Annotated in this window: 21 protein-coding genes and 2 tRNA genes; 10 read left to right on the plus strand and 13 right to left on the minus strand. The window is 61.9% G+C overall.

Features of this window, described 5'->3' with window-relative positions; translation table 11 throughout:
- Nucleotides 1–2: 2 nt before the first annotated feature.
- From GTF44_RS04540 to GTF44_RS04555, 4 genes are read right to left on the minus strand one after another with little or no spacing between them, the layout of a single operon-like run.
- Entirely contained in the window at nucleotides 3–1,175 is a 1,173-nt protein-coding gene (locus GTF44_RS04540) for a beta-ketoacyl synthase N-terminal-like domain-containing protein (RefSeq protein WP_171557846.1), read from the minus strand.
- Entirely contained in the window at nucleotides 1,172–2,302 is a 1,131-nt protein-coding gene (locus tag GTF44_RS04545; protein ID WP_171557848.1) for a hypothetical protein, read from the minus strand. Before GTF44_RS04545 ends, GTF44_RS04540 begins: the two co-directional genes overlap by 4 nt.
- Nucleotides 2,299–3,471: a phenylacetate--CoA ligase family protein gene (locus GTF44_RS04550; protein ID WP_171557849.1), complete on the minus strand. Its 1,173-nt coding sequence runs from the start codon at nucleotides 3,469–3,471 to the stop codon at nucleotides 2,299–2,301. Before GTF44_RS04550 ends, GTF44_RS04545 begins: the two co-directional genes overlap by 4 nt.
- The gene (locus GTF44_RS04555) at nucleotides 3,464–5,611 is read right to left on the minus strand and encodes a 3-hydroxyacyl-CoA dehydrogenase NAD-binding domain-containing protein (protein ID WP_171557851.1); all 2,148 of its coding nucleotides are present in this window, start codon (nucleotides 5,609–5,611) and stop codon (nucleotides 3,464–3,466) included. Before GTF44_RS04555 ends, GTF44_RS04550 begins: the two co-directional genes overlap by 8 nt.
- Before the next feature lie 189 nt (nucleotides 5,612–5,800).
- Between GTF44_RS04555 and GTF44_RS04560 the strand changes: the two genes are divergently transcribed.
- The gene (locus GTF44_RS04560; protein ID WP_367383359.1) at nucleotides 5,801–7,006 is read left to right on the plus strand and encodes an acetyl-CoA C-acetyltransferase; all 1,206 of its coding nucleotides are present in this window, start codon (nucleotides 5,801–5,803) and stop codon (nucleotides 7,004–7,006) included.
- 160 nt (nucleotides 7,007–7,166) lie between these two features.
- Here GTF44_RS04560 and GTF44_RS04565 read toward each other — a convergent pair.
- Nucleotides 7,167–7,240, minus strand: a tRNA-Cys gene (locus GTF44_RS04565).
- Between the two features lie 172 nt (nucleotides 7,241–7,412).
- On the opposite strand from GTF44_RS04565, the gene GTF44_RS04570 reads away from it, so the two are divergent.
- The 5 genes from GTF44_RS04570 to GTF44_RS04590 all read left to right on the plus strand — a co-directional run bounded on the left by GTF44_RS04570 (nucleotide 7,413) and on the right by GTF44_RS04590 (nucleotide 11,991).
- Nucleotides 7,413–8,066 (plus strand): protein-L-isoaspartate O-methyltransferase, encoded by a 654-nt coding sequence (locus GTF44_RS04570; RefSeq protein ID WP_171557855.1) that lies wholly within the window; start codon nucleotides 7,413–7,415, stop codon nucleotides 8,064–8,066.
- A 43-nt stretch (nucleotides 8,067–8,109) separates the two neighbouring features.
- Nucleotides 8,110–9,483, plus strand: coding sequence for a TolC family outer membrane protein (locus tag GTF44_RS04575; protein WP_171557856.1), 1,374 nt, complete (start codon nucleotides 8,110–8,112; stop codon nucleotides 9,481–9,483).
- Between the two features lie 137 nt (nucleotides 9,484–9,620).
- Nucleotides 9,621–10,670, plus strand: a complete 1,050-nt coding sequence (locus GTF44_RS04580) for a hypothetical protein (protein ID WP_171557858.1) — start codon at nucleotides 9,621–9,623, stop codon at nucleotides 10,668–10,670.
- Between the two features lie 64 nt (nucleotides 10,671–10,734).
- Nucleotides 10,735–11,589, plus strand: coding sequence for a rhomboid family intramembrane serine protease (locus tag GTF44_RS04585; RefSeq protein WP_171557860.1), 855 nt, complete (start codon nucleotides 10,735–10,737; stop codon nucleotides 11,587–11,589).
- A 147-nt stretch (nucleotides 11,590–11,736) separates the two neighbouring features.
- Complete coding sequence (locus tag GTF44_RS04590) at nucleotides 11,737–11,991, plus strand: hypothetical protein (RefSeq protein ID WP_171557862.1); 255 nt, start codon at nucleotides 11,737–11,739, stop codon at nucleotides 11,989–11,991.
- 162 nt (nucleotides 11,992–12,153) lie between these two features.
- Here GTF44_RS04590 and efp read toward each other — a convergent pair whose 3' ends face one another.
- Nucleotides 12,154–12,717: an elongation factor P gene (gene efp / locus GTF44_RS04595; protein ID WP_171557863.1), complete on the minus strand. Its 564-nt coding sequence runs from the start codon at nucleotides 12,715–12,717 to the stop codon at nucleotides 12,154–12,156.
- A gap of 224 nt (nucleotides 12,718–12,941) precedes the next feature.
- Between efp and GTF44_RS04600 the strand changes: the two genes are divergently transcribed.
- Complete coding sequence (locus tag GTF44_RS04600; RefSeq protein ID WP_121899636.1) at nucleotides 12,942–13,253, plus strand: DUF6280 family protein; 312 nt, start codon at nucleotides 12,942–12,944, stop codon at nucleotides 13,251–13,253.
- Nucleotides 13,254–13,306: 53 nt separating this feature from the next.
- Here the strand turns inward: GTF44_RS04600 and GTF44_RS04605 are convergent, their stop codons facing one another.
- Nucleotides 13,307–14,182, minus strand: a complete 876-nt coding sequence (locus GTF44_RS04605; RefSeq protein WP_171557865.1) for a LysR family transcriptional regulator — start codon at nucleotides 14,180–14,182, stop codon at nucleotides 13,307–13,309.
- A 107-nt stretch (nucleotides 14,183–14,289) separates the two neighbouring features.
- Here GTF44_RS04605 and GTF44_RS04610 point away from each other — a divergent pair, with 107 nt between their 5' ends.
- On the plus strand, nucleotides 14,290–15,834 hold the full coding sequence (locus GTF44_RS04610) for an NADH-quinone oxidoreductase subunit L (RefSeq protein WP_171557867.1): 1,545 nt from the start codon (nucleotides 14,290–14,292) through the stop codon (nucleotides 15,832–15,834).
- A gap of 22 nt (nucleotides 15,835–15,856) precedes the next feature.
- A complete protein-coding gene (locus GTF44_RS04615; protein WP_171557868.1) occupies nucleotides 15,857–18,292 on the plus strand; it encodes a YbcC family protein in 2,436 nt (811 codons plus the stop codon).
- A 175-nt stretch (nucleotides 18,293–18,467) separates the two neighbouring features.
- Here GTF44_RS04615 and GTF44_RS04620 read toward each other — a convergent pair.
- A tRNA-Leu gene (locus GTF44_RS04620) sits at nucleotides 18,468–18,552 on the minus strand.
- A gap of 245 nt (nucleotides 18,553–18,797) precedes the next feature.
- Between GTF44_RS04620 and GTF44_RS04625 the strand changes: the two genes are divergently transcribed.
- Complete coding sequence (locus GTF44_RS04625) at nucleotides 18,798–19,577, plus strand: hypothetical protein (protein ID WP_171559556.1); 780 nt, start codon at nucleotides 18,798–18,800, stop codon at nucleotides 19,575–19,577.
- Nucleotides 19,578–19,586: 9 nt separating this feature from the next.
- Here GTF44_RS04625 and GTF44_RS04630 read toward each other — a convergent pair whose 3' ends face one another.
- The 5 genes from GTF44_RS04630 to GTF44_RS04650 all read right to left on the minus strand — a co-directional run bounded on the left by GTF44_RS04630 (nucleotide 19,587) and on the right by GTF44_RS04650 (nucleotide 23,541).
- Entirely contained in the window at nucleotides 19,587–20,126 is a 540-nt protein-coding gene (locus GTF44_RS04630) for an adenine phosphoribosyltransferase (RefSeq protein WP_145211244.1), read from the minus strand.
- 78 nt (nucleotides 20,127–20,204) lie between these two features.
- A complete protein-coding gene (locus GTF44_RS04635; protein ID WP_171557872.1) occupies nucleotides 20,205–20,867 on the minus strand; it encodes a DUF2927 domain-containing protein in 663 nt (220 codons plus the stop codon).
- Nucleotides 20,868–21,017: 150 nt separating this feature from the next.
- Nucleotides 21,018–21,650, minus strand: a complete 633-nt coding sequence (locus GTF44_RS04640; RefSeq protein WP_171557873.1) for a LysE family translocator — start codon at nucleotides 21,648–21,650, stop codon at nucleotides 21,018–21,020.
- On the minus strand, nucleotides 21,647–22,675 hold the full coding sequence (locus GTF44_RS22485) for a heparan-alpha-glucosaminide N-acetyltransferase domain-containing protein (protein ID WP_171557875.1): 1,029 nt from the start codon (nucleotides 22,673–22,675) through the stop codon (nucleotides 21,647–21,649). The genes GTF44_RS04640 and GTF44_RS22485 overlap by 4 nt, the downstream gene beginning before the upstream one ends.
- Nucleotides 22,672–23,541, minus strand: a complete 870-nt coding sequence (locus GTF44_RS04650; RefSeq protein WP_171557877.1) for an S-methyl-5'-thioadenosine phosphorylase — start codon at nucleotides 23,539–23,541, stop codon at nucleotides 22,672–22,674. Before GTF44_RS04650 ends, GTF44_RS22485 begins: the two co-directional genes overlap by 4 nt.
- Nucleotides 23,542–23,606 lie beyond the last annotated feature (65 nt).

Below are 23,606 nucleotides of genomic sequence, written 5' to 3' on the forward strand. Positions count from 1 at the left end.
CCTCATGCCGCGCCAAGGATGGTCACCGCGACCACGCCGCCGGAGCCGCCCACATTATGCGCCAATCCCACGCTTGGATTGGGCAATTGTCGCCCCTCGCCCTGGGCGGTGCCGCGCAATTGGTGGAACAGTTCATAGATTTGCCCGGTGCCGGTGGAGCCAATCGGGTGTCCTTTGCCGATCAGCCCGCCGGAGACATTCACGGGCAAGCGGCCATCGGCGGCGGTTGTCCCATCGCTGATCATGCGCCCGGCATCCGCCGTCTCGCAAAAGCCGAGATCGCCATAGGAGAGAATCTCGCCGATGGTGAAACAGTCATGCACCTCGGCCAGGCTGATCTGATCAGGCCCAAGCCCCGCCATATCATAGGCCTGCTTGGCGGCACGGCGGGCGGCGGCCAGTTCGGTCATTGTCGGGCGGTCATGAACGGCGACATAATCGGTGCCGCCGCCGACGCCCAAGACTTTTACTGGCCTATCCGTATATTGCTGCGCGATGTCATCGCGCGCGACGATAATCATCGAGGCGCCATCGGTGATACCGCAGGCGTCCGAGAGGGTGAACGGATCGGCCAACATCGGGGCGCCAAGCGCCTTTTCCAGGTCGAGCGCGCGACGGAATTGGGCTTTCGGGTTGGCGATGGCGTTCTGGCGGTTTTTCACCGCAACACCGGTGATCTGCGCTTTGGTGGTCCCGTGTTCAAACATGTGCCGCCGGGCCATCATTGCATAGATGCCGGGGAAGTTCGTGCCCGCCAGTCGTTCCCATTCCACATCACCAGACACGCCAAGCCAAGAGCGGTTCCGCTCGCGCGGTAGGTCCGACATCTTCTCTATCCCACCGGCCATCGCGATCTGCGCCTGACCGCTGGCCACCGCCATCACGGCGGCGCGAAACGCGAAACCGGCGGAGGCGCAGGCGTTTTCCACATGGGTTGCGGGCGGGCCCACCAGACCGGCGGCCTCCATCATCAGAGGGGCAAAGTTGCCGAGTTGCGACCCGCCGGTGCCGAGCGTGCCGATGAAGGCTTCGTCGATGGCAGAGGGTTCCAAGCTGCGGTCGAGCGTGTCGAAGCAGGAGATGCGCGCGTCATAGAACAGCTCTTTCAACGTGCGATCCGGGAACAGGCCATAGCTGCTCTGCCCCGCCGCGATGATCGAGACGCCTGTGCTCATGTCGACATCTCCGATGTTGCGCCGTCCAAGGCTTTTCCAAGGGCCGTCATGAGATGAGAAAGCTCAACCCCGGCCCATTCCACATCCTCGCGCGCCAGGAAGTCTTTGAGATAGGCCTCGATGGCAGCTTCCGTGGCGGCCACGCCGCGAAATCCTTGCTCGCACCAGCTGACGCTTTCGATCGGGCGTGGGTGCCAATCTCCATTCAACACCGCGTGGTGGATCACCCCGTCCCGGACGACCAGGCTGGCCCAGATCAAGCCGCCCGGTGCCTTTTCCCGCCCATGCCCGACGCGATCTCCGGGGCGCGTGTCGTCACCGAGCCGCAGGGCGAGGCTTTTGCCATAGAACCAGTCATCTTGACTGAGCTCTCTGAAAAACGCCCGCGCCGAGGCGCGTTCTGCACCGGTCAGCTCCCCGGGCATCAGATCGGAGACGCCGAACGCCTCGGCCATCAGATCATGCGACAGGGCGATCAACTCGTCTTCTCCAACGGCACGACCAACCTCTTTTTCGAGATAGGTGAAGCGGGATTGCAGCGTTTTATGCACTTTATCGCGGGTTTTTTCCGGTGGCATCGGCATTGCTGTGCCAGCCAGATCAGTGTCGATCCCACTGATATTCAGGAGCAGACGGAAGGTCATGACGCCGTTTTCGATCTTCACCGAGGTGGGCATAAGTTTCCGCCCCTCCACCTCGACATCATTCAGTGGTCGATACTTTGCGGCGATGCCGAAGCGGCGCTCCAAAACCTCGGCCATGCTGGTCAGGACCCGGGGGAAAGCCAGCCCCGCCGTGACCGGCAAATCGGCATCGGATTGGCGCAGGATCAGTACCAAGAACGCCGACCCTTTGCCGCCATAGACCGCGCCGCCGCCATTCACCCGGCGCATCACCTGGATGCCCTTCTCATGGCAGAAATCCAGGTCGAGAACCTGGGTTGGGTCTTCATTCACGCCAATGGTGATCCCATCATCCTCGAAGAAATTGAGGATCACGGTCGAGGGCACGTCGCCCGCCACAACCGCCTGTTCAATGGCCGGAGATGTCGAGGTGGAGAACGCAGGGTATGCGTCGCGCGAAATCACCAGGCGCCAGGGGGCATGGGGCATGTGGGTCCTTGTCATGATCTTTTATCCGTTAGAATTGGGCCGTCGGGCAGGCGCTCGACCGTGGTCAGATCATCGAGGCTCAGCAAAGTCTGGGTCTTGAAAGCCGCGCTGATGGCTTCGCAGGCCTCAGGCGCGGCTGTGCCCTCTAGACAGAGGGCGATTTTGTCGCCGGGCGCGAGTGTCAGGGCGTATTTACCGGTTAGATCTGGGTTACCCAAAAGCAAGCTGCCGATTTCGGACGGGAACAGCTTCACGCCTTTGACCTTCACCATTTGGTCGGTGCGGCCAAACACGACCTGCGGCAGGCAAACGGTGCGGCCATGAACCGGCGCGGTGCGCTGCATTACGGTCAAATCGCCGGTCCGATAGCGCACCAGAGGCATCAGTTCTTTGGTCAGATGGGTCAAAACCAACTCGCCGCGCGTACCATCGGGGACCGGGGCCAATGTCTCAGGGTCGATCACCTCGGCATGGACCCATTCGTCGAACACATGCACGCCTGTGCCGCTTGGAACGGTTCGCGCGACGGGCAGGATCTCTGAGAGCGAGAATGCGTCGATCAGCTGCGTGTCCGGCATCGCCGCGCGGACAGCGGCGTAAAGCGTCTTATTCCCGGTAAAGGGTTCGCCACCGGCAAAGAACACACGCGGCGGTGGCATACCTTCGGCGATGGCTTTCAGCGCGAAGGACGGGTTTCCGGCCAAGACCGTCACATGATGATCGCGGCAGATTTGGGCAATCCGCGCCGGGTCGCCCGGGCCATGCGGAATGGTGGCGACGCCCTGGGCCTCCATCTGCGTCTGATAAAACAGACCAGCCACAAACAGGTGATAACCGAAGGTGATCAAACAGGTGTCGCCCGGTCCGATGCCGCAGATGTCCAAATGGCTGCGACAGGCCGCGACCATCTGCTCGATATCGCGTCGGCTGGACAGGACCGGCATCAACCCGCCACCGACGGGCGTCATGTTCATCCGTTGCACGGGCACATGCGGGGCCATCGCGCCAAACCCCGGTTGGGCCATCTCGGCTTGCAGGTCCGCCTTTGTCATCAACGGCACCTGCGCGGCAAACGCCTTGAGTGTGTCAATGCGGCTCGGTAGACGCCCGGCATAAAACGGATGCGCCCCGATGCGATCAAGCATCAGGTTCAGCCGGTCGAGCGTCTGCGCATCATCAGCCATAAAGCGATTTGCCCTCGGCAGCTAAGGCCACAAGGCGTGGCGGCGGGGTGAAGCGCGGCCCGTGCAGTTTGGCCAAGCGCTCGCCCTCGGCGACAAATGCCGCAACACCGCCCTCTTGATCGATGTAAGACATCACGCCGCCGGTCCAGGACGGATGGCTCCAGCCCAATTGCGAGCCCACATCGGCCATTCGCGGATCGTCGATCACGCCTTCATCCCAGGCCCGCGCCGCTTCGGTTGCTTGGATGTGCAAGAACCGCTGCCGGAGCGCTTTTGGGTCGGGTTGATCGGCGGCGACAGGATACAGATCGGCCAGCCCAGCCCAAAGATGGCGCGGGCCCTCCTCCGGATAGTCATAAAACCCGGCTTTCGCGCGGCGGCCGATCCGGCCCATCTCGACAAACTGTGAGACAACGGCGAAATCGGATCCTTCAATCCAATCCGCGCCCAGATCGTCGCGCTCCTGGCTGCGGATGCGCAGCATGGTTTCCTGGCTGATCTCATCGGCCATCGCCAAGGGGCCAAGCGGATAGCCCGCCTGACGCCCCGAGTTTTCGATCAGCGCGGGCTCAACGCCCTCGCACAGCATCGCAAGGCCTTCGTTGATATAGGTCGAGAACACGCGAGAGGTGAAAAAGCCGCGCCCATCCCGAACAACGATCGGGATTTTGCCAAGCGTCTTGGCCAGGTCCAAAGCCTGGGCATGGGCCGCGGCACCAGTGGCATCGCCCAAGATAATCTCAACGAGCGCCATGCGCGGCACCGGGCTGAAGAAATGCATGCCGATAAAGCGGTCCGGCGCGGGTGAGGCCTCGGCCAGCCCGGTGATCGGCAGTTTTGAGGTGTTGCTGGCAAAGAGCACATCCGGGCCTGTGGCGGCGAGCGCCGCGCGGGTGACCTCAGCCTTGACGCTCCGATCTTCATAGACGGCCTCGATAATCGCGTCGCAGCCCGACAGCGCGGCCATATCGCTGACCGGGTCGATCCGGCCAAGCGCCGCGCTGGCGGCCTCGGATGTCAGCTTGCCGCGTGTCACGGATTTCTCCATCGACTTGGCGGCGGCCTGATACCCGGCGCGGGCCGCCTCAACATCGCGGTCGAGCAGCACAACCGAGAGGCCTTTGCGCGCGGCAACCTCGGCCAAGCCGCTACCCATCAACCCCGCGCCCAAAATACCGATCTTTTTGGGTGCGAACCGGGGGATGTCGGCGGGACGGGTTGCCGCCTTACGTGCCGCCGTCATCGAGAAAAACGAGCGAATCCGGTTTTGCGCCACATCGCCCCGTGCCAAGCCGGAAAACTGCCGCGCCTCGATCTCGAGCCCAGTGTCGAAGGGGACGCGCAAGCCTTCGAAGAAGCAGGACAGGATTGCACTTGCGGTCGCATCGTTCGGGCCAGTCTCGGCCTGCGCCTTTCCCCCCGCCTCAATGAATAAGCGATGATTTTGCGGCGCTTCGGGTCCGCCGCCGGGAATGGAAAATCCGCGTTGATCCCATGGCTTTTGCGGTGCGGGGTTGGCGCTGATCCAGGCTTTGGCCGCCGCGAGCAGGCCGTCAAGCGGCACAAGATCATCAACCAGCCCGGCCTCATAGGCGGCACCAGGGGATAAGCGGCTGCCGTTCAGCACCAGAGGTAACGCTTTTGCAATGCCGATCATCCGCCCCAAGCGCTGCGTGCCACCCGCGCCCGGCAGCAGACCCAACGACGCCTCGGGCAGACCGATCACGGCACCCTCGACATCCGCCGCGATCCGGTGATGGCAAGCCAGGCAAAGCTCAAACCCGCCGCCAAGCGCGGTGCCGTTGATCGCCGCGACAATCGGCTTGCCGCCCAACTCCATCCGCCGCAGCATCGCGCGGAACCCATCGGAAAATGCCCGCACCTCAGCGGCCGGTTTCCCGCGCATCTCAGACAAGGCACTGAGATCAGCGCCCGCGATGAACTCCGGCCGATCCGACGCCAGGATGATCCCGGTCACGGTGTCATCTTCGAGCGCTGCGTCCATCGCGGCGATCAATTCGAGGCGCAAAGGCGGGCTCAAGACATTCATCGGCCGGTCGGAGACGTCTATGGTCAGCGTGCGAATGCCGGCATCATCGGTTGCGCTGCGCAACAACGGATCAGGGCTCTGTATGGTCATTGGTCTTTCCCTAAGATGCGGTCTTGCGACAAGATATTCCGATAGACGAAATCATATTTCGCAAAAATATCACTCAAGGCAACCCCTTTCTATAAGGATAGAACGGCACTTGTTTCGTTCTGCGAAAAATGATTTCACTATAGCATCGCATGTGAGATGACCCTGTTGCAACCGAGAAGGAAGACAAACGTGGCCGAAGCCTTCATCTATGACAGTGTGCGGACCCCGCGCGGCAAGCTGCGCGGCGGCGCGCTGACCTCGATCAGCCCGATTCAATTGGCGGCAACACCGCTCCGGGCCCTGGCCGCGCGGAACGAGTTGGCCACGGAAGCGGTGGAAGATGTGGTCTATGGCTGTGTCGTGGCGACGGGCGAGCAGGGCGGATGCATCACGCGGGCGGCGGTTTTGGCGGCGGATTGGGATCAATCGGTCCCAGGCATGCAACTGAGCCGTTTCTGCTCCTCCGGCTTGGAGGCGGTGAATATGGCGGCAGCCCGCGTCATGGCGGGGCAGGCCGATCTGACGGTTGGCGGCGGTGTCGAAAGCATGAGCCGGGTGCCAATGGGCTCGGATCGCGGCTCCTGGCAGGCGGATCCGCATGAGACCTACGAGACATATTACGTGCCGCAAGGTATCTCGGCCGATCTGATCGCCACCAAACATGGCTACACGCGTTACGATCTCGACAGCTTCGCCGCCGAAAGCCAACGCCGGACGGCGGCGGCGTCGCAGGCCGGGTCTTTCGATGGGTCGATTGTGCCGGTCCATGATCTGAACGGAGACCTGGTGTTGGATCGCGATGAACATCCGCGACCCCAAACGACCGTCGAAAGCCTGGGCGCATTGCCGCCCGCCTTCGCCAAAATCGGAGCAGAGAAAGGTTGGGACGCGCGTGCACTGTTACGTTATCCCGAGGTGGAGCGCATTCAGCACGATCACACGGCAGGCAACTCCTCCGGCATCGTCGATGGCGCGGCGGCGATGCTGATCGGAACCGCCGAGATCGGTCAGCGTTTGGGCCTGACCCCGCGCGCGCGGATCAGGGCCATGGCGTCGATCGGATCGGAGCCGACAATCATGCTGACCGGCCCAACAGCCGTATCTCAACGGGCGCTGGCCCGCGCCGGGATGACAGCGGGCGATATTGACCTGTTTGAGATCAACGAAGCCTTCGCCTCGGTGGCGCTGTCCTTTATGGAGGGGGTCGGTGCAGATCACGACAAGACAAATATCGATGGCGGCAGCATCGCCATGGGCCACCCCCTCGGCGCGACCGGCGCGATGATCCTCGGCACACTCCTGGACGCGATGGAGCGCAAGGGGCTAGGCACGGGCCTAGCCACCCTTTGCGTCGGAGGCGGGATGGGCACAGCGACGATCATAGAGCGGCTCTGAGCCCGAATGGATGTTCCGATTTCGCGTGTAACCGGATGCCGGGGGATTGGTGCCCTGTAAAAGACTGGGCTGAGCGACGTGCGGCGGAAACGGTCTAAACCGCTCATGTCACAATGCTTTGTGTCAGGAGCCGCAGGTTGAGCGCGATATTGCAGAGATGTGGAGGCGAGTACCGGAATCGAACCGGTGTACACGGATTTGCAATCCGCTGCGTCACCACTCCGCCAACTCGCCCTCCGTGGTGCTGCCCGGAGGTAGCGAATTGGGGGAGACGGTGCAAGCGGTAAAAGCTTCGAACAATCGGCAGGCCAGCGGAGAATGGTCGCGGTCCCCGCCATAGTTATTGCGAAGTCTGGGCGCTTGTGCCATCACGGCACAAACGAAACTATACTCATTGGTTCAGTTCATGACCGACTTCGCGTCCCGCCGCACAATTATGGTCGACACGCAGGTGCGCCCATCCGATGTGACCAAGTTCCCGATCATCGATGCGATGCTCACCATCCCGCGTGAAGCCTATATGCCCGATGACAAGTTGGATCTGGCCTATGTCGGTGCGCATGTTGATCTGGCGCCTGGCCGCGTCGTGTTGGACCCGCGTGTTTTGGCAAAAATGCTGGATGCCCTTGATTTGGAGCCCGGTGATCTGGTGCTCGATATTGGGCCAGGGTTGGGCTATTCCACAGCGATTTTGGCGCGGATGACCGAGGCTGTGGTCGCGGTTGAGGAAGACCCGACGCTTGCAAAAGAAGCAGAAAACATCCTTGGGCAACAAGGCGTCGACAATGCCGCAGTGATCGAGGCGCCGCTGACAGACGGCAGCGCGAAGCACGGGCCGTATGACGTGATCTGCATTCAGGGGGCGGTACAAACTCTGCCCGATGCGATCATTGATCAGTTGAAGGAAGGTGGCCGTATCGCCGCTATTTTCATGGACGGGGCTTTGGGCGAATGCCGCATTGGCCGCAAGGTTGATGGCCGGATGAACTGGCGGATGGCCTTTAACGCAACGGCGCCGATCTTATCCGGTTTCGAAGCAGTGCCGAGTTTCCAATTTTAGACCAACATTGCGGCCCGCGTCGGGCCATCATGAGGCAGGACATATGACTCGATCCATTGTTACCGCGGCGGCTGCTCTAGGGGTTGCCCTGAGCCTTGGTGCGGCACCGAAAGCCGCTCAGGCGGACAACCTGCGCGATGCATTGGGCGATGCTTATGAGAATTCCAGCATCTTGGAGCAAAACCGCTATCTCCTGCGGTTGCAGGACGAAGGCGTAGCGCGGCAGATTTCGGGTCTGCGTCCGATTGTCAATTTCGTTGCCAACAGCAGTTGGAATTCAATCACCGACACCACCACCAACAGCCTGTCTCTGGTCGCAGATCTTCTGATCTACGATAGCGGGGGGACGCGCCGTCTCGTTGATGCGGCAGAGGAATCTGTTTTGGCGGCGCGGCAGAGCCTGATCGCGCTGGAGCAGCAAGTGCTGCTCGATGCTGTCAGAGCTTATATGAATGTCTGGCGCGATATTCAGGTGGTGCAGGTTCGCGAAAGCAACGTGCGGGTCGTGACGCAACAGCTTCGCGCTGCCCGTGACCGCTTCGAGGTTGGAGAGGATACGCGGACAGATGTGGCGCAGGCCGAGGCCCAACTGGCCGCCGCGCGCTCCGCTCTGGCCGCCGCACGTGGTCAGCTTGAGATCAGCCGGGAACTCTTCACCATCGCGGTCGGGCGTCCATCTGAGGGCCTTATCGGTCCGGGTGCACTACCGGATTTGCCAGATACCGAGTCCGATGCCGATAGCCTGGCGCGGCAACAGCACCCCACCATCCTGGGCTTGCAGCACGAAGTGCGCGCCGATGAGTTTGCTCTGGCTGCCGCCCGGACGGATTATGGCCCCTCTCTCTCGCTTCGCGCGGAAGCTGGGGAAACCTGGGGCGATCGAAATGATGGCGAAAGCAGCTCGCTCAGCCTAACCCTGACGCAGCCGATCTATCGCGGTGGGCAGCTCTTTTCGCTGGAACGCACCGCCATCGCCACACTCAGCGCAACGGAGTTCGAGTTGCAGCAGCAGGTTCGGGTGATCATCCAAACCGTTGGCAATGCTTACGCGCAACTGCGCATCGCCAATGCGCAAATCCAATCCTCCGATCAACAGATTCGCGCTGCGCGTCTGGCGTTTGAAGGGGTCCGGGAAGAGGCCGCGCTTGGCGCGCGAACCACCCTTGATGTGTTGGACGCGGAGCAGGATCTTCTGGATGCGCGGATCAGCCGTATCCAGGCGCAGGCTGATCTCTATGTCGGGGCCTATTCGGCGCTTGCCAGTGTAGGATTGCTGACGGTTGATCATCTTGATCTCGATGTGCCGCAATATGACCCAAGTGCGTATTACAACGCCTATGGCAGCGGACCTCCGCGATCGCCGACGGTCCGCGGGGACCGGCTGGACAGCGTGTTGGAGCGTCTTGGCCGCGAGTGACAAGGCACTGGCGTAATCTGCCAGGTTCTGCGGATATTGAGCTATCCATTGTGTGAGATCGCGGCTGCGGTTATCCTCGCTCCTACAAGAACACCCGCCCATGCGGGGAATCGAGGCGAGTCGAGGAGAGGTTGCGCATGTCTGATCCAGCAAAATCAGAAGCGATTGAGGATGTTTTGTCGTCAATCCGTCGGCTTGTCTCCGAAAACCACCCTGCCACTGAAAGCAAGGCCGCTCCCGTCGAGGGAGCGGAGGCCCCGGCAGATGCCGAGGGGAAATTGGTTCTAACACCAGCTCTGCGCATCGCCGACCCTGACGATCCGTGGCGGCCGATTTCAGTCAGCGAGGAGACGGACGATCACGACGATCCCGAAACTGCCGTGGATGATGACTCGTCAACGGATATGTCCGAGGATGAGATCGCAGACGATTCTGACCCCGAGGCAGCGGCAGCGGACGAGGCCGCCGCAGAGGCCATCGCGGAGATAGAAGCGGCTGTTGCCGAAACCGACGGGGGTCCCGAAGAAGCCGCTGTCGAGCCTGGTCCGTTTGAACCCGAGCAGGGGGATAATGACTGGCCTGACGCGACCAGCGGCGACGCCGCGCTCGACATCGCAGCGCTGCGCCAGGCGCGCAAGGGCGAGCCGGATCAGGACGAGGGCGCTCTCGAGGTGGAAGCGCCGGCCGAGGTTGCCGAGGATGATGACGCGGGCGGTGAGGCCGCCGAGTTGGCCGAAGACCACGCAGACTCCGACGAGCCCGCTGCAGAAGATCACGACCTTCAGGAGCAGGCCGAGCAAAACGCCGATGAGACAGATTGGTCGGAGCCCGAGAGCCTTGACGAACCTGTCGAAGCCGAAGAGCACGCCGAGGCAGAGCCTGACACCGCCCCTATGTTCAGCCGCACCGCAGCCCGCGACCGGGTTGTGGATTTGGGCGCGCAACTGAAGGAACCCTCTGGTGAAGACGGGTTGGAAGATGTGGAGGATTTGGGCGAGGAGCCGGGTCTCTTCACCTTCCCCGAGCAGGCCGCGACGGAGATCGACGAGGAGGTGCTCCGCGAGATTGTGGCCGAGGTTGTGCGCGAGGAGATGCAGGGCATTTTGGGCCAGCGGATCACCCGCAATGTCCGCAAAATGGTCCGCCGTGAAATCCGCATGGCGCTAGCCGCCGAAGAGCTCGAGTAACAAGCGACCCTTTCGAGACGGGTTTCCCTTGACCTCTTAGGCCGAGGCGTCACTCTTATGCGCAATGTTTCCAATTCGCGACCATAACCCATCTGATCGCACACCCATCGTGACCTATGGACTGATCGCGATGAACGTCGTGATTTTTCTCAGCTATTACCCCGGCCTGGCAAACAGCCCGGTGCAGTTGGCAGGGTTCTACGACGAATGGGGATTGGTCCCGGCCCAGCTTTTGCGGGACGGCGAGGCCCTGCCGCTGCTGACCTCGATGTTTCTGCATGGTGGCTGGATGCACATCATCGGCAACATGTTGTTTTTGTGGATTTTTGGCGATAATCTCGAAGATCTTCTGGGTCATTTTGGCTTTCTGATCTTCTATCTTGCATCTGGGGCTGCGGCCGGGCTTGGGCAGATCCTGTCTGATCCGAACTCGACCGTGCCGATGGTTGGCGCGTCCGGCGCCATTGCAGGTGTCATGGGCGGCTATCTCCTGATGTTCCCGCGGGCGCGGATCGATGTTCTTGTGATCATTGTGGTCATCATCAAGATTTTCACCATTCCCGCTTGGCTGATGCTGGGGCTCTGGTTCGCGTTGCAACTCTTCAACGGGATCGCCATCGATGCGACCGGTGGCGGTGTCGCCTATTGGGCGCATGCGGGTGGCTTTGTGGCCGGTGTGCTGTTTATGCTCCCGGTTTGGTTTCGCCGGGGCGGGGCCGGGTATTGGGCCGAGACTCACGGCAAACCACCGCATGAAGACGTCGAATACCGTGTGACGCGCCGCAGCGGCATCCCCCGCATGCAACGCCGAAGCGCGCCGCGCGGCGCCGATGACCGACCCTTGGGAGATCTCAGCCGGGTGCCGCGCACTGGTACCAGACGCGGGCCGAGATCTCCTTGGACGGGCGGGCAGGACTAGACGTCTGGTGCGAATGGCTGCGGTGCGGCCTGCGGATAGGCAATTGGAGCCCAAGGTGTCATGTTTCTGCTCTGTGGCGAATGTCGGCTTGCTAGGCAGGCTCCTTTTTTGGAAGAGTTTTGTCCACAAGACTGTTAGGTTGAGGTCATGGAGATTTGGACTTTAGAGAAGTGCCTGGAAGGCGAGGGCGGGACACGCAACGTAGAGATACGAGCCAGTCCTGATCGCAAGCTCTTTCGATACTACGAAAAAGTCTGGATTGCCGTAGATGAAGACGAACTGCTCTACCACCCAGATGGCGGGTACTGGTCCTGTCCAGAAATGTCGGGATATTATGCCAGTCTTGAAGAGTGCGAACTTGGGGCATACTCCAATATAGGCTGGCTTGAACGAGCATTATGAACGAAGAGCGCGCTTGCTGTGACGCATTCGAGACCTTCACCAAAACGTTCAAGACAGCAGTCGTTGGCGCAATCGCAACAAATGTCCGCTTCGTCCCGCAAAGCAGGCATCCGACTCAAACGCGCCACCACGACCCGTCCATCCAGTCTCGACCCGGCCACATCAGGCGCGTTCGGAGTACTCCATTGTCTCAGTGTTGATGATGACGTCCTCATCTTGCCCGACGAAGGGTGGCACCATGACTTTCAAACCATTGTCCAAGATCGCTGGTTTGAAGCTGTTGGCCGCTGTTTGACCCTTCACGACCGGCTCCGTCTCGACGATCTTGCAGGTTACTTTCTGCGGCACTGTCGCATTGAGCGCCTCGTCTTCATAGAACTCCACGACGATGGTCATGCCGTCCTGCAGGAATGGGCGGCGGTCGCCAAGCAGGTCGGCGGGCAGCTCAATCTGCTCATAGGTTTCGGCATCCATGAACACCAGCATCCCATCGGATTCATAGAGAAATTGTTGGTCTTTTTGCTCCAAACGCACCCGCTCGACCTTGTCGGCGGAGCGGAACCGCTCGTTCAGCTTCGACCCATTGCGCAGATTCTTGAGTTCGACCTGTGCAAAGGCCCCACCTTTGCCAGGCTTCACATGGTCCACCTTCACCGCCGCCCATAACCCGTCATTGTGTTCAAGCACATTTCCGGGGCGAATCTCATTTCCGTTGATCTTTGGCATCGTCCGAACCCTGTCAAAACTGTGGCAAAACCTTGTGATTTGCTTGAGCCGACCTATATCTGGCGGCTAGCGGGGTGGCAATACACCGAGTTCAGTGCAGTTTTTCGCCAAGCTATGCGTTTGGCGAATATCATGTATGCAAAGATTGCATCACAGAATCGCACAAGAAAGCGGCATAAGAGGCGTCACGCCGAAAATGCAAGAGCAATAAAAAGGACGACGAAATGCGAGATTTCGTTGATGGCACTGCCTTCAACTTTGAGCAAGGCCAACGGTCGCGCAAACTGTTTGCCGCTGTTGTACTGGCTGCGTTGGATGATGCGATTGCCGACGACAAGAAATATGGCAACGGGCCAGAGCAGATCGCCCGTTGGGCGCGCTCCCGCGATGGGCGCGAAGTGCTGAGCTGTGCCGGTATCGACCCCAATGAGCGGGTTGTGTCGGGGCTGATGGCTTTTGTGGGCAATGGTGTGCGCACCTCCGTCGCGCTCAGCCGCGAAGAAAGCGAACGCCGGAACCAGGCCGAAGCCGCCTGATCCACACCACAGGAAAAGCTGCTTGAAAAGCGCGTCCCTCTGGGGCGCGCTTTTCAGTTTGGCGATGCCAAAACCTTTGAGACAAGCGGGTTTGGGAACTGCCGGGGCAGGGTGATTGCCCAAAACTCCTCATGCAGGTCTTCCAACTGCGGGGCTTCGACCAAAAGGCCACTCTCCAACTCATCCCTGACCACGATCGGCGGGACCAGTGCCAAACCGGCATCTTCCCGCACCAAGAGACGCATCATCGCCATATCATCAGCCTCCGCCGCGATCACGGGCGTGACGTCCAGGCGCTCACAAATCCGGTCGAACTGGGTGCGCAGCGTGTTCCCCTCACTGGGCAGGATCAGCGGCGTATCGCGCAAGATCTCCGCAACGGGCCGACCGTTTGGCAGACGATGGGGATGACCCACCAACCGCACAGGTTGATCGTCGATCCGGTGGCTGCGCCACGGCGTGGCTGCATCATGGCGCGGGGCTTCGTTGAGCAGCACCACGTCAAGGCGGAGCGCTTCCAATTCGGCCAGCAGTTCCGCCAAAGACCCCGCGCGGAGTACCACCGAGACATCGGGCGCGCCCAAGAGTGGTCGCAAGAACGTAAGCTGAAAGTTCCGCGACAGCGTGGCCAAGGCACCGACCCTGAGCACCTGCCGTGCGGCGACCCGGCCAGCGAGCGTCTCCAGCAACTCTTCACCCGCCTCAAAGGCCGTATCGGCGCAATCCAGCGCGATGCGCCCGGCTTCGGTCAGGTGCAGCACCCGCCCGCGCCGTTCAAAGAGCGCATGGCCCAAACGGGCCTCCAGTGTTTTGATCTGGGTCGAGACAGCGGATTGGGCCACGCCCAGGGTCTGGGCGGCCCGGGTCAGGTTGCCTTCATGCGCAACGGCATGGAAGGCGCGCAGATGGGTGTAATTCAGTTTTGCCATGCGTTCTACAATATAGAACGTTACTCGCATAACAATATATTTTTATTCTATTCGCGTCGCCGCTACATCTCCCCGAACGCAGAACAGACTGACCGGAGACGTGCCCCATGACTTTCCTCGCCTATCTTGCGCCGCTGGCCCTGATTGCCGCCGCAATTGTCGCCTTCGCGGGCCCGGGCATGCGCCCAGCGCGCAGCTTGGCCCTGATCAACGCCGCGAGCCTTCTGGCGCTCGTTGTCGCTGCGGCTATCGCGGTGACGGTGATGTTGCAGGGGCCAACAAACTCCGCGCTGATTGGTGCCAATGGTCTCGGACTGCAACTCCGGCTTGATGCGCTCTCAGCGGTGATGACGGCTTTGGTCAGCTTCATTGGCTGGGTCGTGCTGCGCTATGCCCGGAACTACATGGATGGGGACGTGCGGCAGGGGGCGTTTTCCGGCGGGCTGGCCCTGACACTTGGCGCGGTGATGCTTCTGGTGATGTCGGGCAATATCCTGCAACTGGTCTTGGCCTGGATGTTGACCAGCCTGTCGTTGCATCGGCTTTTGACCTTCTATGGCGAGCGCCCGATTGCACGGCTCGCCGCGCGGAAGAAATTCCTCTTCGCGCGGATTGGGGATGTGTTCCTGATCTCGGCGGCCGTGATCCTGTTCCAAAGCTTCGGCACCGGAGAGATCGCCGCGATCACTGCACAGCTCCAGACCGGCGAGATCCCCGGCGGCCTGACCTGGGCCGCGATCTTCCTGGCGATCACCGCGCTTCTGAAATCGGCGCAATTCCCAACCCATGGCTGGCTGACCGAAGTGATGGACGCGCCGACGCCAGTTTCGGCCCTGCTTCATGCTGGCGTGATCAACGCGGGCGGCTTCCTGGTGATCCGCTTCGCCGATCTGTTCCTGGTCGCCGTCCCGGCCATGCATCTGCTGGCCATCGTTGGCGGGTTGACGGCCGCGCTGGCCTCGCTGGTGATGCTGGCACAAACCTCGATCAAGGTGAGCTTGGCTTGGTCCACGGTTGCGCAAATGGGCTTCATGCTGCTGCAATGCGGGCTCGGGGCCTTCTCGACCGCACTCCTGCATATCGTGGCGCACTCGCTCTACAAAGCGCATGCCTTCCTCGGCTCCGGTTCGGTGGTTGATCAGGCACGGGCCAAGTTGGGCCACCGGCTGGCGCTGCCGAAACTCTCCGATATGGGTCTGGCACTTGGTGTGGCTGCGCTCGCGGTCCTGGGCACCGGATGGGCCTTCGGTGTGACGCTGGAGAGCAAACCGGCGCTGGTCGTCCTTGGGGCCATCCTGGTCTTTGGCCTCGCTCATCTGATGGCGCTGGCCCTGGGGCAGCAGGCGCGCGGTGCTCTGGTGGCCAAGGCGGCTTTGGCCTCGGTTATGCTCTCCACCCTCTATTTCGGGCTGCAATTGGGCACCGAAGCCCTGGTGGCAAGCGCCGTTCCGGTGACAGGCGCCGTCTCCTTCGGCACCGCGCTCCTGATGGGGCTGATGCTGGCGGTCTTCGCGCTCACCGCATGGATACAGCTTGCCGCCCCCCGTGCCGTGTCGTCGGGCCGCTGGCAGGCCTTCGCGGTGCATCTGCGCAATGGCTTCTACGCTACCACCACCCTCAATCGGGCGCTGGCGCCCTCGCTCAAAGCTTGATGCACGCGGAAGGACCAAACCAATGACCTTGATGACCGACATCACCGCCGATCTGACACCGCAGGCCATCGCCACCGCCGCCGATAGCGCGGGCCGCCGCCTGGCACCAATCTGGCCGCTCAGCAGCTTTGTCGCCGTGAACCCGTTCCTGGGCCTGGCCGACCGGCCCTTTGACGAAGCCGTGGCCTATGTCGGCAAAATCGCTGGGGCGCAGATGACCTTGCCGCGGAAAGAATATGCCAACGCGATCACGACCGGGCGGATCACCGGCGCCGATCTCGACTATGCAGTGGCGCAAATGCCGGACGTGGCGGTGGATGGATTGGCTTTGGGTCGTTTGGCCGATGAGGCCGGCCCGGAAGGTAAAACACCTTGGAAGACCGTGGCCGATCTGGCGGTCGAAGCGACTGGTAGGGATTGGCCAGCCCATGTGACCGAGCGGATCGCAAGCTTCGCAGCCGCGCATTTCGACGCAGGCCAGGCCGCTTGGAAACTGGCCGGGGCTGGCGGGCTCTGGGCCGCGTGGAAGGCGGAGGCCGCCCATGACGCCAGCGCCGAGATCCTTGGCGTCACCGGGGCGCGTGCAAAAATCACCGCCTTGCCCGACGATGCGGAGGCGGCACTACTCTGGGCCGCGGGTGAGCTTGGATTGTCCGAAGCCGTGTTGGCCGAGGTCTTCACCCGGGCGCTTTACACGATTTCTGGCTGGGCAGGGCATGCCCGGTATCATCTCTGGCAGGCGGAACTGGCGGGCGAGACTGATAACTCGCTCCGTGACCTCCTGACGGTTCGGATGGTTTGGGAGGCGCTGCTTCTGCCCCATGTGGATCGCGCGGCTTGGGAGCAGGTGAAAGCTGCCTACGCCGATCTGCCCAAAGCGGGCTTTGAAGATCGCGCCGCACTGGCGCTGCAAATCGCCTATGAGCATGGTTGGCAGCGGGAGGTGTTTGCGGAACTGGGGCAGGAGACACCCGCCGCACCCGAGCGTCCCAATGTACAGGCGGCTTTCTGTATCGATGTCCGCTCCGAGGTTTTCCGGCGGGCACTTGAAACCACGCTTCCCGGGGTCGAGACCATCGGGTTTGCAGGGTTCTTCGGCGCGGCATTGTCTTACCGTCCGCTTGGCGCGGCACACTCCACCGCGCGGTGCCCGGTTCTGCTGAGCCCGGCGGGCGAGGCGTCCGATGAGACCAATGCAGAGCTCGCTGCCACACGCCAGGGCCGGATTGCGGCGAAATCGCTCTGGACTCGCTTCAAGCAAGCCGCTGTGGCCAGTTTCGGTTATGTCGAGGCGCTTGGGTTGAGCTATGCGCCCAAGCTGCTGGCGCAGTCGCTGCGCGGCACCACGGCGCTGGGCCAAGGCAATGCAGGTTTGACCGATGCGGAAGCGGCCACCTTGACCCCCTCTCTCGACGTGATCCCACCCGCAGATCGGGCCGCTACTGCCGCGACCATCCTGGGTGCGATGTCGATGGCCAAGGGGCCGTTTGCGCGGATTGTGATGCTGGCCGGGCATGGCGGGCAGAGCCTCAACAATCCCCATGCGGCGGGCCTGGATTGTGGTGCCTGCGGGGGTCACACAGGCGAGGCGAATGCCCGGCTGGTGGCCAAGCTCTTGAACGACCCCCAAGTGCGGGCCGAACTGCCCGACCATGGGATCAACCTTCCCTCGGATACGGTGTTCATCGCGGCCTTGCATGATACCACCACTGATCAAGTCGCGCTGTTTGACATCGACAATGTGGTTGAGAGCCATGCCGATGACCTTGCTCAGCTGCAGAAAGCGTTGAAAGAGGCGGGCGGCCTAGCCCGGGCGGAGCGCGCATCGCTTCTGTCACTTGATAAGGGTCTCGACCTGGATGGGGCGATTGCGGCCCGGGCGCGGGATTGGTCGCAGGTGCGGCCCGAATGGGCGCTCGCGGGCTGCGCAGCGTTTATTGCTGCCCCGCGTCACCGGACCCAAGGCACCGATTTGGCGGGCCGCTCCTTCCTGCATTCCTATGAATGGCAGGCGGATGCGGAAAACGGCTTTGGTGTTTTGGAGTTGATCCTGACGGCGCCCCTGGTCGTGGCCAGCTGGATCAACCTGCAGTATTACGGCTCTTCGGTCGACAACAAGGTCTTCGGGGCTGGCAACAAAGTCCTGCACAATGTCTCGGGCCTGGTTGGCGTTTTGGAGGGCACGGGCGGCGATCTTCGGCCCGGCCTCCCCCTGCAATCGGTGCATGATGGTGAGCGGTTGATCCACGAGCCGATGCGGCTTTCCGCAGTGGTCGAAGCACCGGTCGACGCGATGAATGCGGTGATTGAGAAACATGAGGGTTTGCGGGACCTGCTGGACAATGGTTGGCTGCATCTCTTCCAGATGGATGCCAGCGGCCAAGTCGCACTCCGTTATACGGGTGATCTGACATGGGAGCCGGTTGCGGGCCTCCCAATGGATCGCGCCGTCGCCTGAGCGTCATTCACGGATCAACAGGCCTGGAGGGGCGGCGTGGGGATGCGCCGCCCTTCTTTCATGTGATGACGCGGGTCGGACGGAAGCTTGCGGAGGCGGCGAAAGTCTGACCGGAGTTCTCGTCACGGATCTAGCTCTCGGGACCAAATATTTCCCCTAGAAAACAAGATTCGGATGGTGGCCGCTGTGGGACTCGAACCCACACGCCCGAAAGCCTCGGATTTTAAGTCCGGTCTGTCTACCAATTCCAGCAAGCGGCCACGAGAAAAGCCATACAAGCCCGTTTCCCGAAGGTCGAGAGCTGCCGTGCAATGGACCGCAATTCCAAACAGCTCCGACAATCAAACCGCGCCTAAAAGAGACAGGCACAACCGTCTACGGTACATCTGCCCAAGGGTTCATTCAGTCGGAAATCGCGCAACGCAGAAGATTTGCGGCAGATCAAGGCAGCTGAAATTTTTCAAGTCATACTAATATTTGGAAACGCGCCAATCTGACGGAGGCCATGATGGTCCGACAACGCAAAGAATTGCTAACCGTCACACCGCCCACATTGGAGCGGTTTGGATTTGATCAGATTGACCAGGCCCTAGCGATAACCGGGCCTGCCATGCGGCGCGACTGGCTGTTGGCGCGGTTTCAGGAAGGGCTGCAATTGCGCATGCTGCGGGCGCCCGACCTGGGTCTCATCGCCTTCACGCCTGGCCGGGCGGCCTGGGTGCCGATTGCCGGCGCCGAAGAGGCCGTGGTGGTGCATGACCTCCGTGTTGGGGCGCAGTCGACCGCCCCCGAGACGGTCCGCCGATTGTGGACTGCGGTGGAGGAGTGGGCGCGGTTTTACGGATTTTCGTCGGTTCTGGCGCTCTCGGGTTCGGCCCTCGGCCTGATCCCGCCGGATATGATCACCGGGCGGCGCTATGTCTGTCTGGACGAGGGGCCGGGGAAGACCCGGTTGATGGGGAAGGTTCTACAGGGGCCGATCTCTCTGCCACGGATTCCGAAAGATTGGGCGCTCCGCGCGGAACGTCTTGGGCCGGGCCTCGTGGTCCAAAGCACCGGGCTGTCTTCAGATTTGGAGGCGCGTGCGGAAGCCCTTCTGGGGCTGGCGCGGGCTGATGGTTTGGCGGCGCGTCATGAGCGTCTGGATTCGGCGCAAGCGGCGCGGACACGGGCGGTTGCCCCTTCGGCGCTCTTCTCCGTCGTACTTGATGGCGAGGTGATCGCCAGTGACGGGCTTTCCGAGGTGCAGATTTGGACCGCGATCCGCCGACGGCTTGACGGGTAAGCCTTTGGATCAGGCGCCTGCGTAGCTGCAAAGCGCATGGACGGACATACCCATCGTCTCCAGCTTGGCCCGCCCGCCGAGATCCGGCAAATCCACTACGAAAGCGGTGCCGACAACCTGCGCGCCCAAACGTTCGATCAGTTTGATCCCGGCCTCGGCGGTGCCGCCAGTCGCCAGAAGATCATCGACCAGCAAGACGGCCTCGCCCGGGCTGAAGGAATCGTCATGGATCTCGACCGTGGCCTGGCCGTATTCCAACTCGTAATCCTGCGAGATGGTCTTGGCCGGCAGCTTGCCGGCCTTGCGGATCGGCACGAAGCCTTTGGAGAGTTGATGCGCCACCGCGCCGCCCAGGATGAAGCCCCGCGCCTCAAGCCCCGCAACTTTATCGATCTGTTGCCCGACAAATGGGGCCAGGAGTTGGTCCACCGCCAAGCGAAATCCGCGCGGATCTTGGAACAAGGTGGTGACGTCGCGGAATAGGATGCCCTCATGCGGGAAATCTGGGATCGTGCGGATGTAGTCTTGCACCTGTTTTTGGTCGAGCATCTGCGAGCGGGTCCTTTGCGTGGGCGGCCGGGGGGAGTGTAGCGGCTTCGGCCTTTGGGAACAGCGTTTATCGCTGCGTCATAGGCGGGGGTAGTGGCGTCGAAGCGCTTCCAGGTCTTGGCCGGACAGCCGGGTGACGGAATTGCTCTCTTCCGAGAAAATCGAGCGGCGATAGGCGGGGGAGGCGATATCGGTATGCAGGCCGAGCGCCTGGACAAGCTCTTCGAGCACGACACTCGCGATCTCGCGGCGGCGGATATCCCGGCTGATAGCGATGGCGGCGGCGGTGATTTCATCGCCACGCGAGCGGAGCGCGACACGGCCGATGGAGATGTTCGTGCCATCCAACTCCCCATTGCCGGTGCCGGTAATCTGCCCGCCTTGCGCGGTGTCGAGCAGGTAGACGGGGATATCGAACTCACCCTCATAGACCCGTTCCAGGAACAGCCGCGCGCCGGAGCCGTTGATCTCATCAATTGCCTGATCCAGCGCAGTATCCACCAGATCGAGCTTGTAGCTTGGGAAGGTGAAGCCAACCTGCGCAATACCAACGCGCAGGCGCAACTGCTGCGCTTCGGGCCAGCGGATTTGTGGCTTGGAGCAGGCGCCATCGGGTTCTGCACCGCAGGTGACCAGGCGGTAAAACGCCTCGTCGCTGATCAATCCGGGGACGGCGATGAATTCCTGTGCCGCCACGGGCAACGGGACGAGAGCGGCAAGAAATGTGCGGCGGGTCAGCATGGGGTATGTGATGGGCGAGCGTGGCGCCGGGTTCAAGTTGCAAACGGGCACTTTGGTGGAACTGTTGCGCGGAGGGCGCGCGCCGTCACGCCCCCTTCGGGAGCCCTCCGCCGCGCGCGTTGCCACGGCTGTGCCGCGTCCGGTGGCGCGTTACGCTTGGGCGCGGCGGAGTGTTGCGGTCAGCACGCCCATGCCAATCAATGTGGCGCCGCCCGCGCGGGTCAGCCAGGGGATCACGCCGGGCCGGGTCAGGCGGCTGCGGAGTTGATCGGCGAGCAGCGCATAGGCCAGGGCGTTGATCGTCGCCAGCGCCACAAAGGTGCTGATCAGGATGGCGAATTGCGGGATCAGCGCCGCGTTCGGATCGATGAATTGCGGCACGAAGGCAATGAAAAATGCAATCGATTTCGGGTTCAGGGCGGTCACAGTGGCGGCATGGCCGAAGGTTTTTCCGGCCGTGATCTCGGATGTGTTTGGCAAATGGGTCAGACCGGAGGCGCTCGCAGAGCGGATCAGCTTGATCCCAAGCCAGATCAGGTAAAGCGCGCCGGCCCATTTCAGGATTGTGAAGAGCGTGGCCGAGGCCAAGACCAACGCGCCAAGCCCGGCCAGCGAAGCGGTCATCGCCACCAGATCACCAACAGCCACCCCGGCGGCGGTGGAGACGGCGACCCGGCGGCCTTGGCTGAGGGCATAGGACAGGACCAGAAGCACCGTTGGCCCGGGGATCAGCAGCAAAGCGGTTGAGGCCGCGGTAAAGGCCAACCAAATCTCGAAACTCATCTTCGATCTCCTTCTGCGACCGGGTGACGCGACAGCGCCCGCATCGCCGCCTCAAGCGGTCCATATCGGGCAACGAACTGCCAAGCCCAGGCATAGACCACGGTCAAAGCGATAAAACCGGAGCTAATCCAGAAGACCTCTGCCGGGTCAAGCTGCCCGTTCAGCAGGCCGATTTCATCCATCACACCCATGCCCAGATAGATATGCGCGAAGTAGAGCGTCAGGGCTTGGCGCCCCGGACGGGTGAACCAGCCGAGCACTTTGCCGAGATAGGAGGCCACCAGAAGGGCGGCCCCAATAGCCGCAACCGCTCTCCCTGAGGCCGCGAGCATATAGGCGGGACCGGGCGGGACCGGGGCAGTGGTCAGCAATTCGGCCAGTTCGGGGTCAGTGGCCGCAAGCAGGCCCGCCAGCCAGGGGGTGATGAGCGCAACCGCACTCCCCCAAAGCAGCAACTGAATTTGGACCCGGCGCTGCGCCAAATTCATCCGTCCAAGCGCCATGCCGATTAGGAAAAACGCGGCCCATGGGATAACCGGATGCCAGCCATTGTAGAATGTGTGGCGGAGAAACCCGGGTAGGGTCCAGAAATCCGCATATGTAAGCGTCTGCCAATCCCACCCGCGCTCATAGTTGAACAGGATAAGTCCGATCAGCGCGGCCAGAATGAACCCCGCAGCGCCGAGCCAAAGCATGCGGGTGGAGGCGGCGACAAACATCAGTGCGACCAGGAAGTAGACCGCGTAAAAATGCAGGATATCGGCGTCGAACAGCACCATATTGGCCATGCCGAGGACGAAAAGCAGCCCGGCGCGGATCAGGGTCCCCCGCATCTCGCCGCGCCCGAGGGCGAAGCCTACACCCGCCAGGACCACAAAAAGCGCCGCCGCGCGGCCCTCCAGCAATCCGGTGAAGGCGGAGTAGATGTCGTCCCCCGGCACCACCTGCGCGGCGAGCCGGAAATTTACAAAGACCATCCCGGCAAAAGCCGCAAAGCGCGCCAGATCAAGCCCGTCGAGCCTCACAAAACCCGCCCGGCCACGGCCGAGAGCCTCTCAACCATCGCCGGATCACGCTTGTCGGGCGCGGTCAGGATCGCGAACTCCAAAGCGCGGTCGCAGCCATGCGGGCAGGGCGCGCGCTCGGGCCCCAAGAGGTCTGGCAGTTTGGAAACCAGGGATTTCGCTTTGCCGGCATTGCCGCTCAGTGTCGCAATGATCTCTGCGATATCAACCTCGCCATGATCGGGATGCCAACTGTCATAGTCGGTGATCATCGCCACCGAGGCATAGCAAAGCTCCGCTTCGCGCGCCAACTTCGCCTCCGGCATGTTCGTCATGCCGATGACGTCGCAGCCCCAGGCGTCGCGATACATGATCGACTCTGCGAGGGAGGAAAACTGCGGCCCCTCCATCGCCAGATAGGTGCCGCCGTCATGGACGGTGATGTCCGACGCATGCGCCGCCTCAAGACAGGCCGCGCCAAGTCGGGCGCAGGTTGGATGGGCGACGCTAACATGACCGACAAGGCCGGGGCCGAAGAAGCTCTTCTCGCGGGCAATCGTCCGGTCAATGAATTGATCCACAATGACAAAATCACCCGGCGCCATCTCTTCCCGAAATGACCCGCAAGCCGAGACCGAAATCAGATCCGTCACGCCCAAGCGCTTCAACGCATCGATATTTGCGCGATAAGGCACCGACGAAGGCGTATGCACGTGACCCCGGCCATGACGCGGCAGAAACGCCATTTTGACGCCGTCTAAACGCCCAACCAAAATCGCATCAGAGGGCGCGCCGAAGGGGCTGGCGACCTCCGTCCAGGTTGCATCCTCAAGCCCGTCAATCTCATAGACGCCCGAGCCGCCAATGACGCCGATCATCGTCTCCATCTGTCGTCCCCTCGCATCCGGTTTGTGATCAAGCTATCGGCAGAGGAGCGGGCCGACAACCGCTC

It is taken from the genome of Roseobacter sp. HKCCD6576-2 (assembly GCF_013179285.1).
Classification (GTDB): domain Bacteria; phylum Pseudomonadota; class Alphaproteobacteria; order Rhodobacterales; family Rhodobacteraceae; genus Rhodophyticola; species Rhodophyticola oceani.

Bases quoted from the DNA above. Each gene is read 5' to 3' on its own strand.
- GTF44_RS04585 (WP_171557860.1), top strand. From the start codon at position 10,735: ATGTTTCCAATTCGCGACCATAACCCATCTGATCGCACACCCATCGTG.
- GTF44_RS04545 (WP_171557848.1), bottom strand. From the start codon at position 2,302: ATGACAAGGACCCACATGCCCCATGCCCCCTGGCGCCTGGTGATTTCG.
- GTF44_RS04555 (WP_171557851.1), bottom strand. From the start codon at position 5,611: ATGACCATACAGAGCCCTGATCCGTTGTTGCGCAGCGCAACCGATGAT.
- GTF44_RS04635 (WP_171557872.1), bottom strand. From the start codon at position 20,867: ATGCTGACCCGCCGCACATTTCTTGCCGCTCTCGTCCCGTTGCCCGTG.
- GTF44_RS04580 (WP_171557858.1), top strand. From the start codon at position 9,621: ATGTCTGATCCAGCAAAATCAGAAGCGATTGAGGATGTTTTGTCGTCA.
- GTF44_RS04625 (WP_171559556.1), top strand. From the start codon at position 18,798: ATGATGGTCCGACAACGCAAAGAATTGCTAACCGTCACACCGCCCACA.
- GTF44_RS04590 (WP_171557862.1), top strand. From the start codon at position 11,737: ATGGAGATTTGGACTTTAGAGAAGTGCCTGGAAGGCGAGGGCGGGACA.
- GTF44_RS04540 (WP_171557846.1), bottom strand. From the start codon at position 1,175: ATGAGCACAGGCGTCTCGATCATCGCGGCGGGGCAGAGCAGCTATGGC.
- GTF44_RS04650 (WP_171557877.1), bottom strand. From the start codon at position 23,541: ATGGAGACGATGATCGGCGTCATTGGCGGCTCGGGCGTCTATGAGATT.
- GTF44_RS04630 (WP_145211244.1), bottom strand. From the start codon at position 20,126: ATGCTCGACCAAAAACAGGTGCAAGACTACATCCGCACGATCCCAGAT.
- GTF44_RS04600 (WP_121899636.1), top strand. From the start codon at position 12,942: ATGCGAGATTTCGTTGATGGCACTGCCTTCAACTTTGAGCAAGGCCAA.
- GTF44_RS04570 (WP_171557855.1), top strand. From the start codon at position 7,413: ATGACCGACTTCGCGTCCCGCCGCACAATTATGGTCGACACGCAGGTG.
- efp (WP_171557863.1), bottom strand. From the start codon at position 12,717: ATGCCAAAGATCAACGGAAATGAGATTCGCCCCGGAAATGTGCTTGAA.
- GTF44_RS04640 (WP_171557873.1), bottom strand. From the start codon at position 21,650: ATGAGTTTCGAGATTTGGTTGGCCTTTACCGCGGCCTCAACCGCTTTG.
- GTF44_RS04575 (WP_171557856.1), top strand. From the start codon at position 8,110: ATGACTCGATCCATTGTTACCGCGGCGGCTGCTCTAGGGGTTGCCCTG.
- GTF44_RS04605 (WP_171557865.1), bottom strand. From the start codon at position 14,182: ATGGCAAAACTGAATTACACCCATCTGCGCGCCTTCCATGCCGTTGCG.
- GTF44_RS04615 (WP_171557868.1), top strand. From the start codon at position 15,857: ATGACCTTGATGACCGACATCACCGCCGATCTGACACCGCAGGCCATC.
- GTF44_RS04550 (WP_171557849.1), bottom strand. From the start codon at position 3,471: ATGGCTGATGATGCGCAGACGCTCGACCGGCTGAACCTGATGCTTGAT.
- GTF44_RS04610 (WP_171557867.1), top strand. From the start codon at position 14,290: ATGACTTTCCTCGCCTATCTTGCGCCGCTGGCCCTGATTGCCGCCGCA.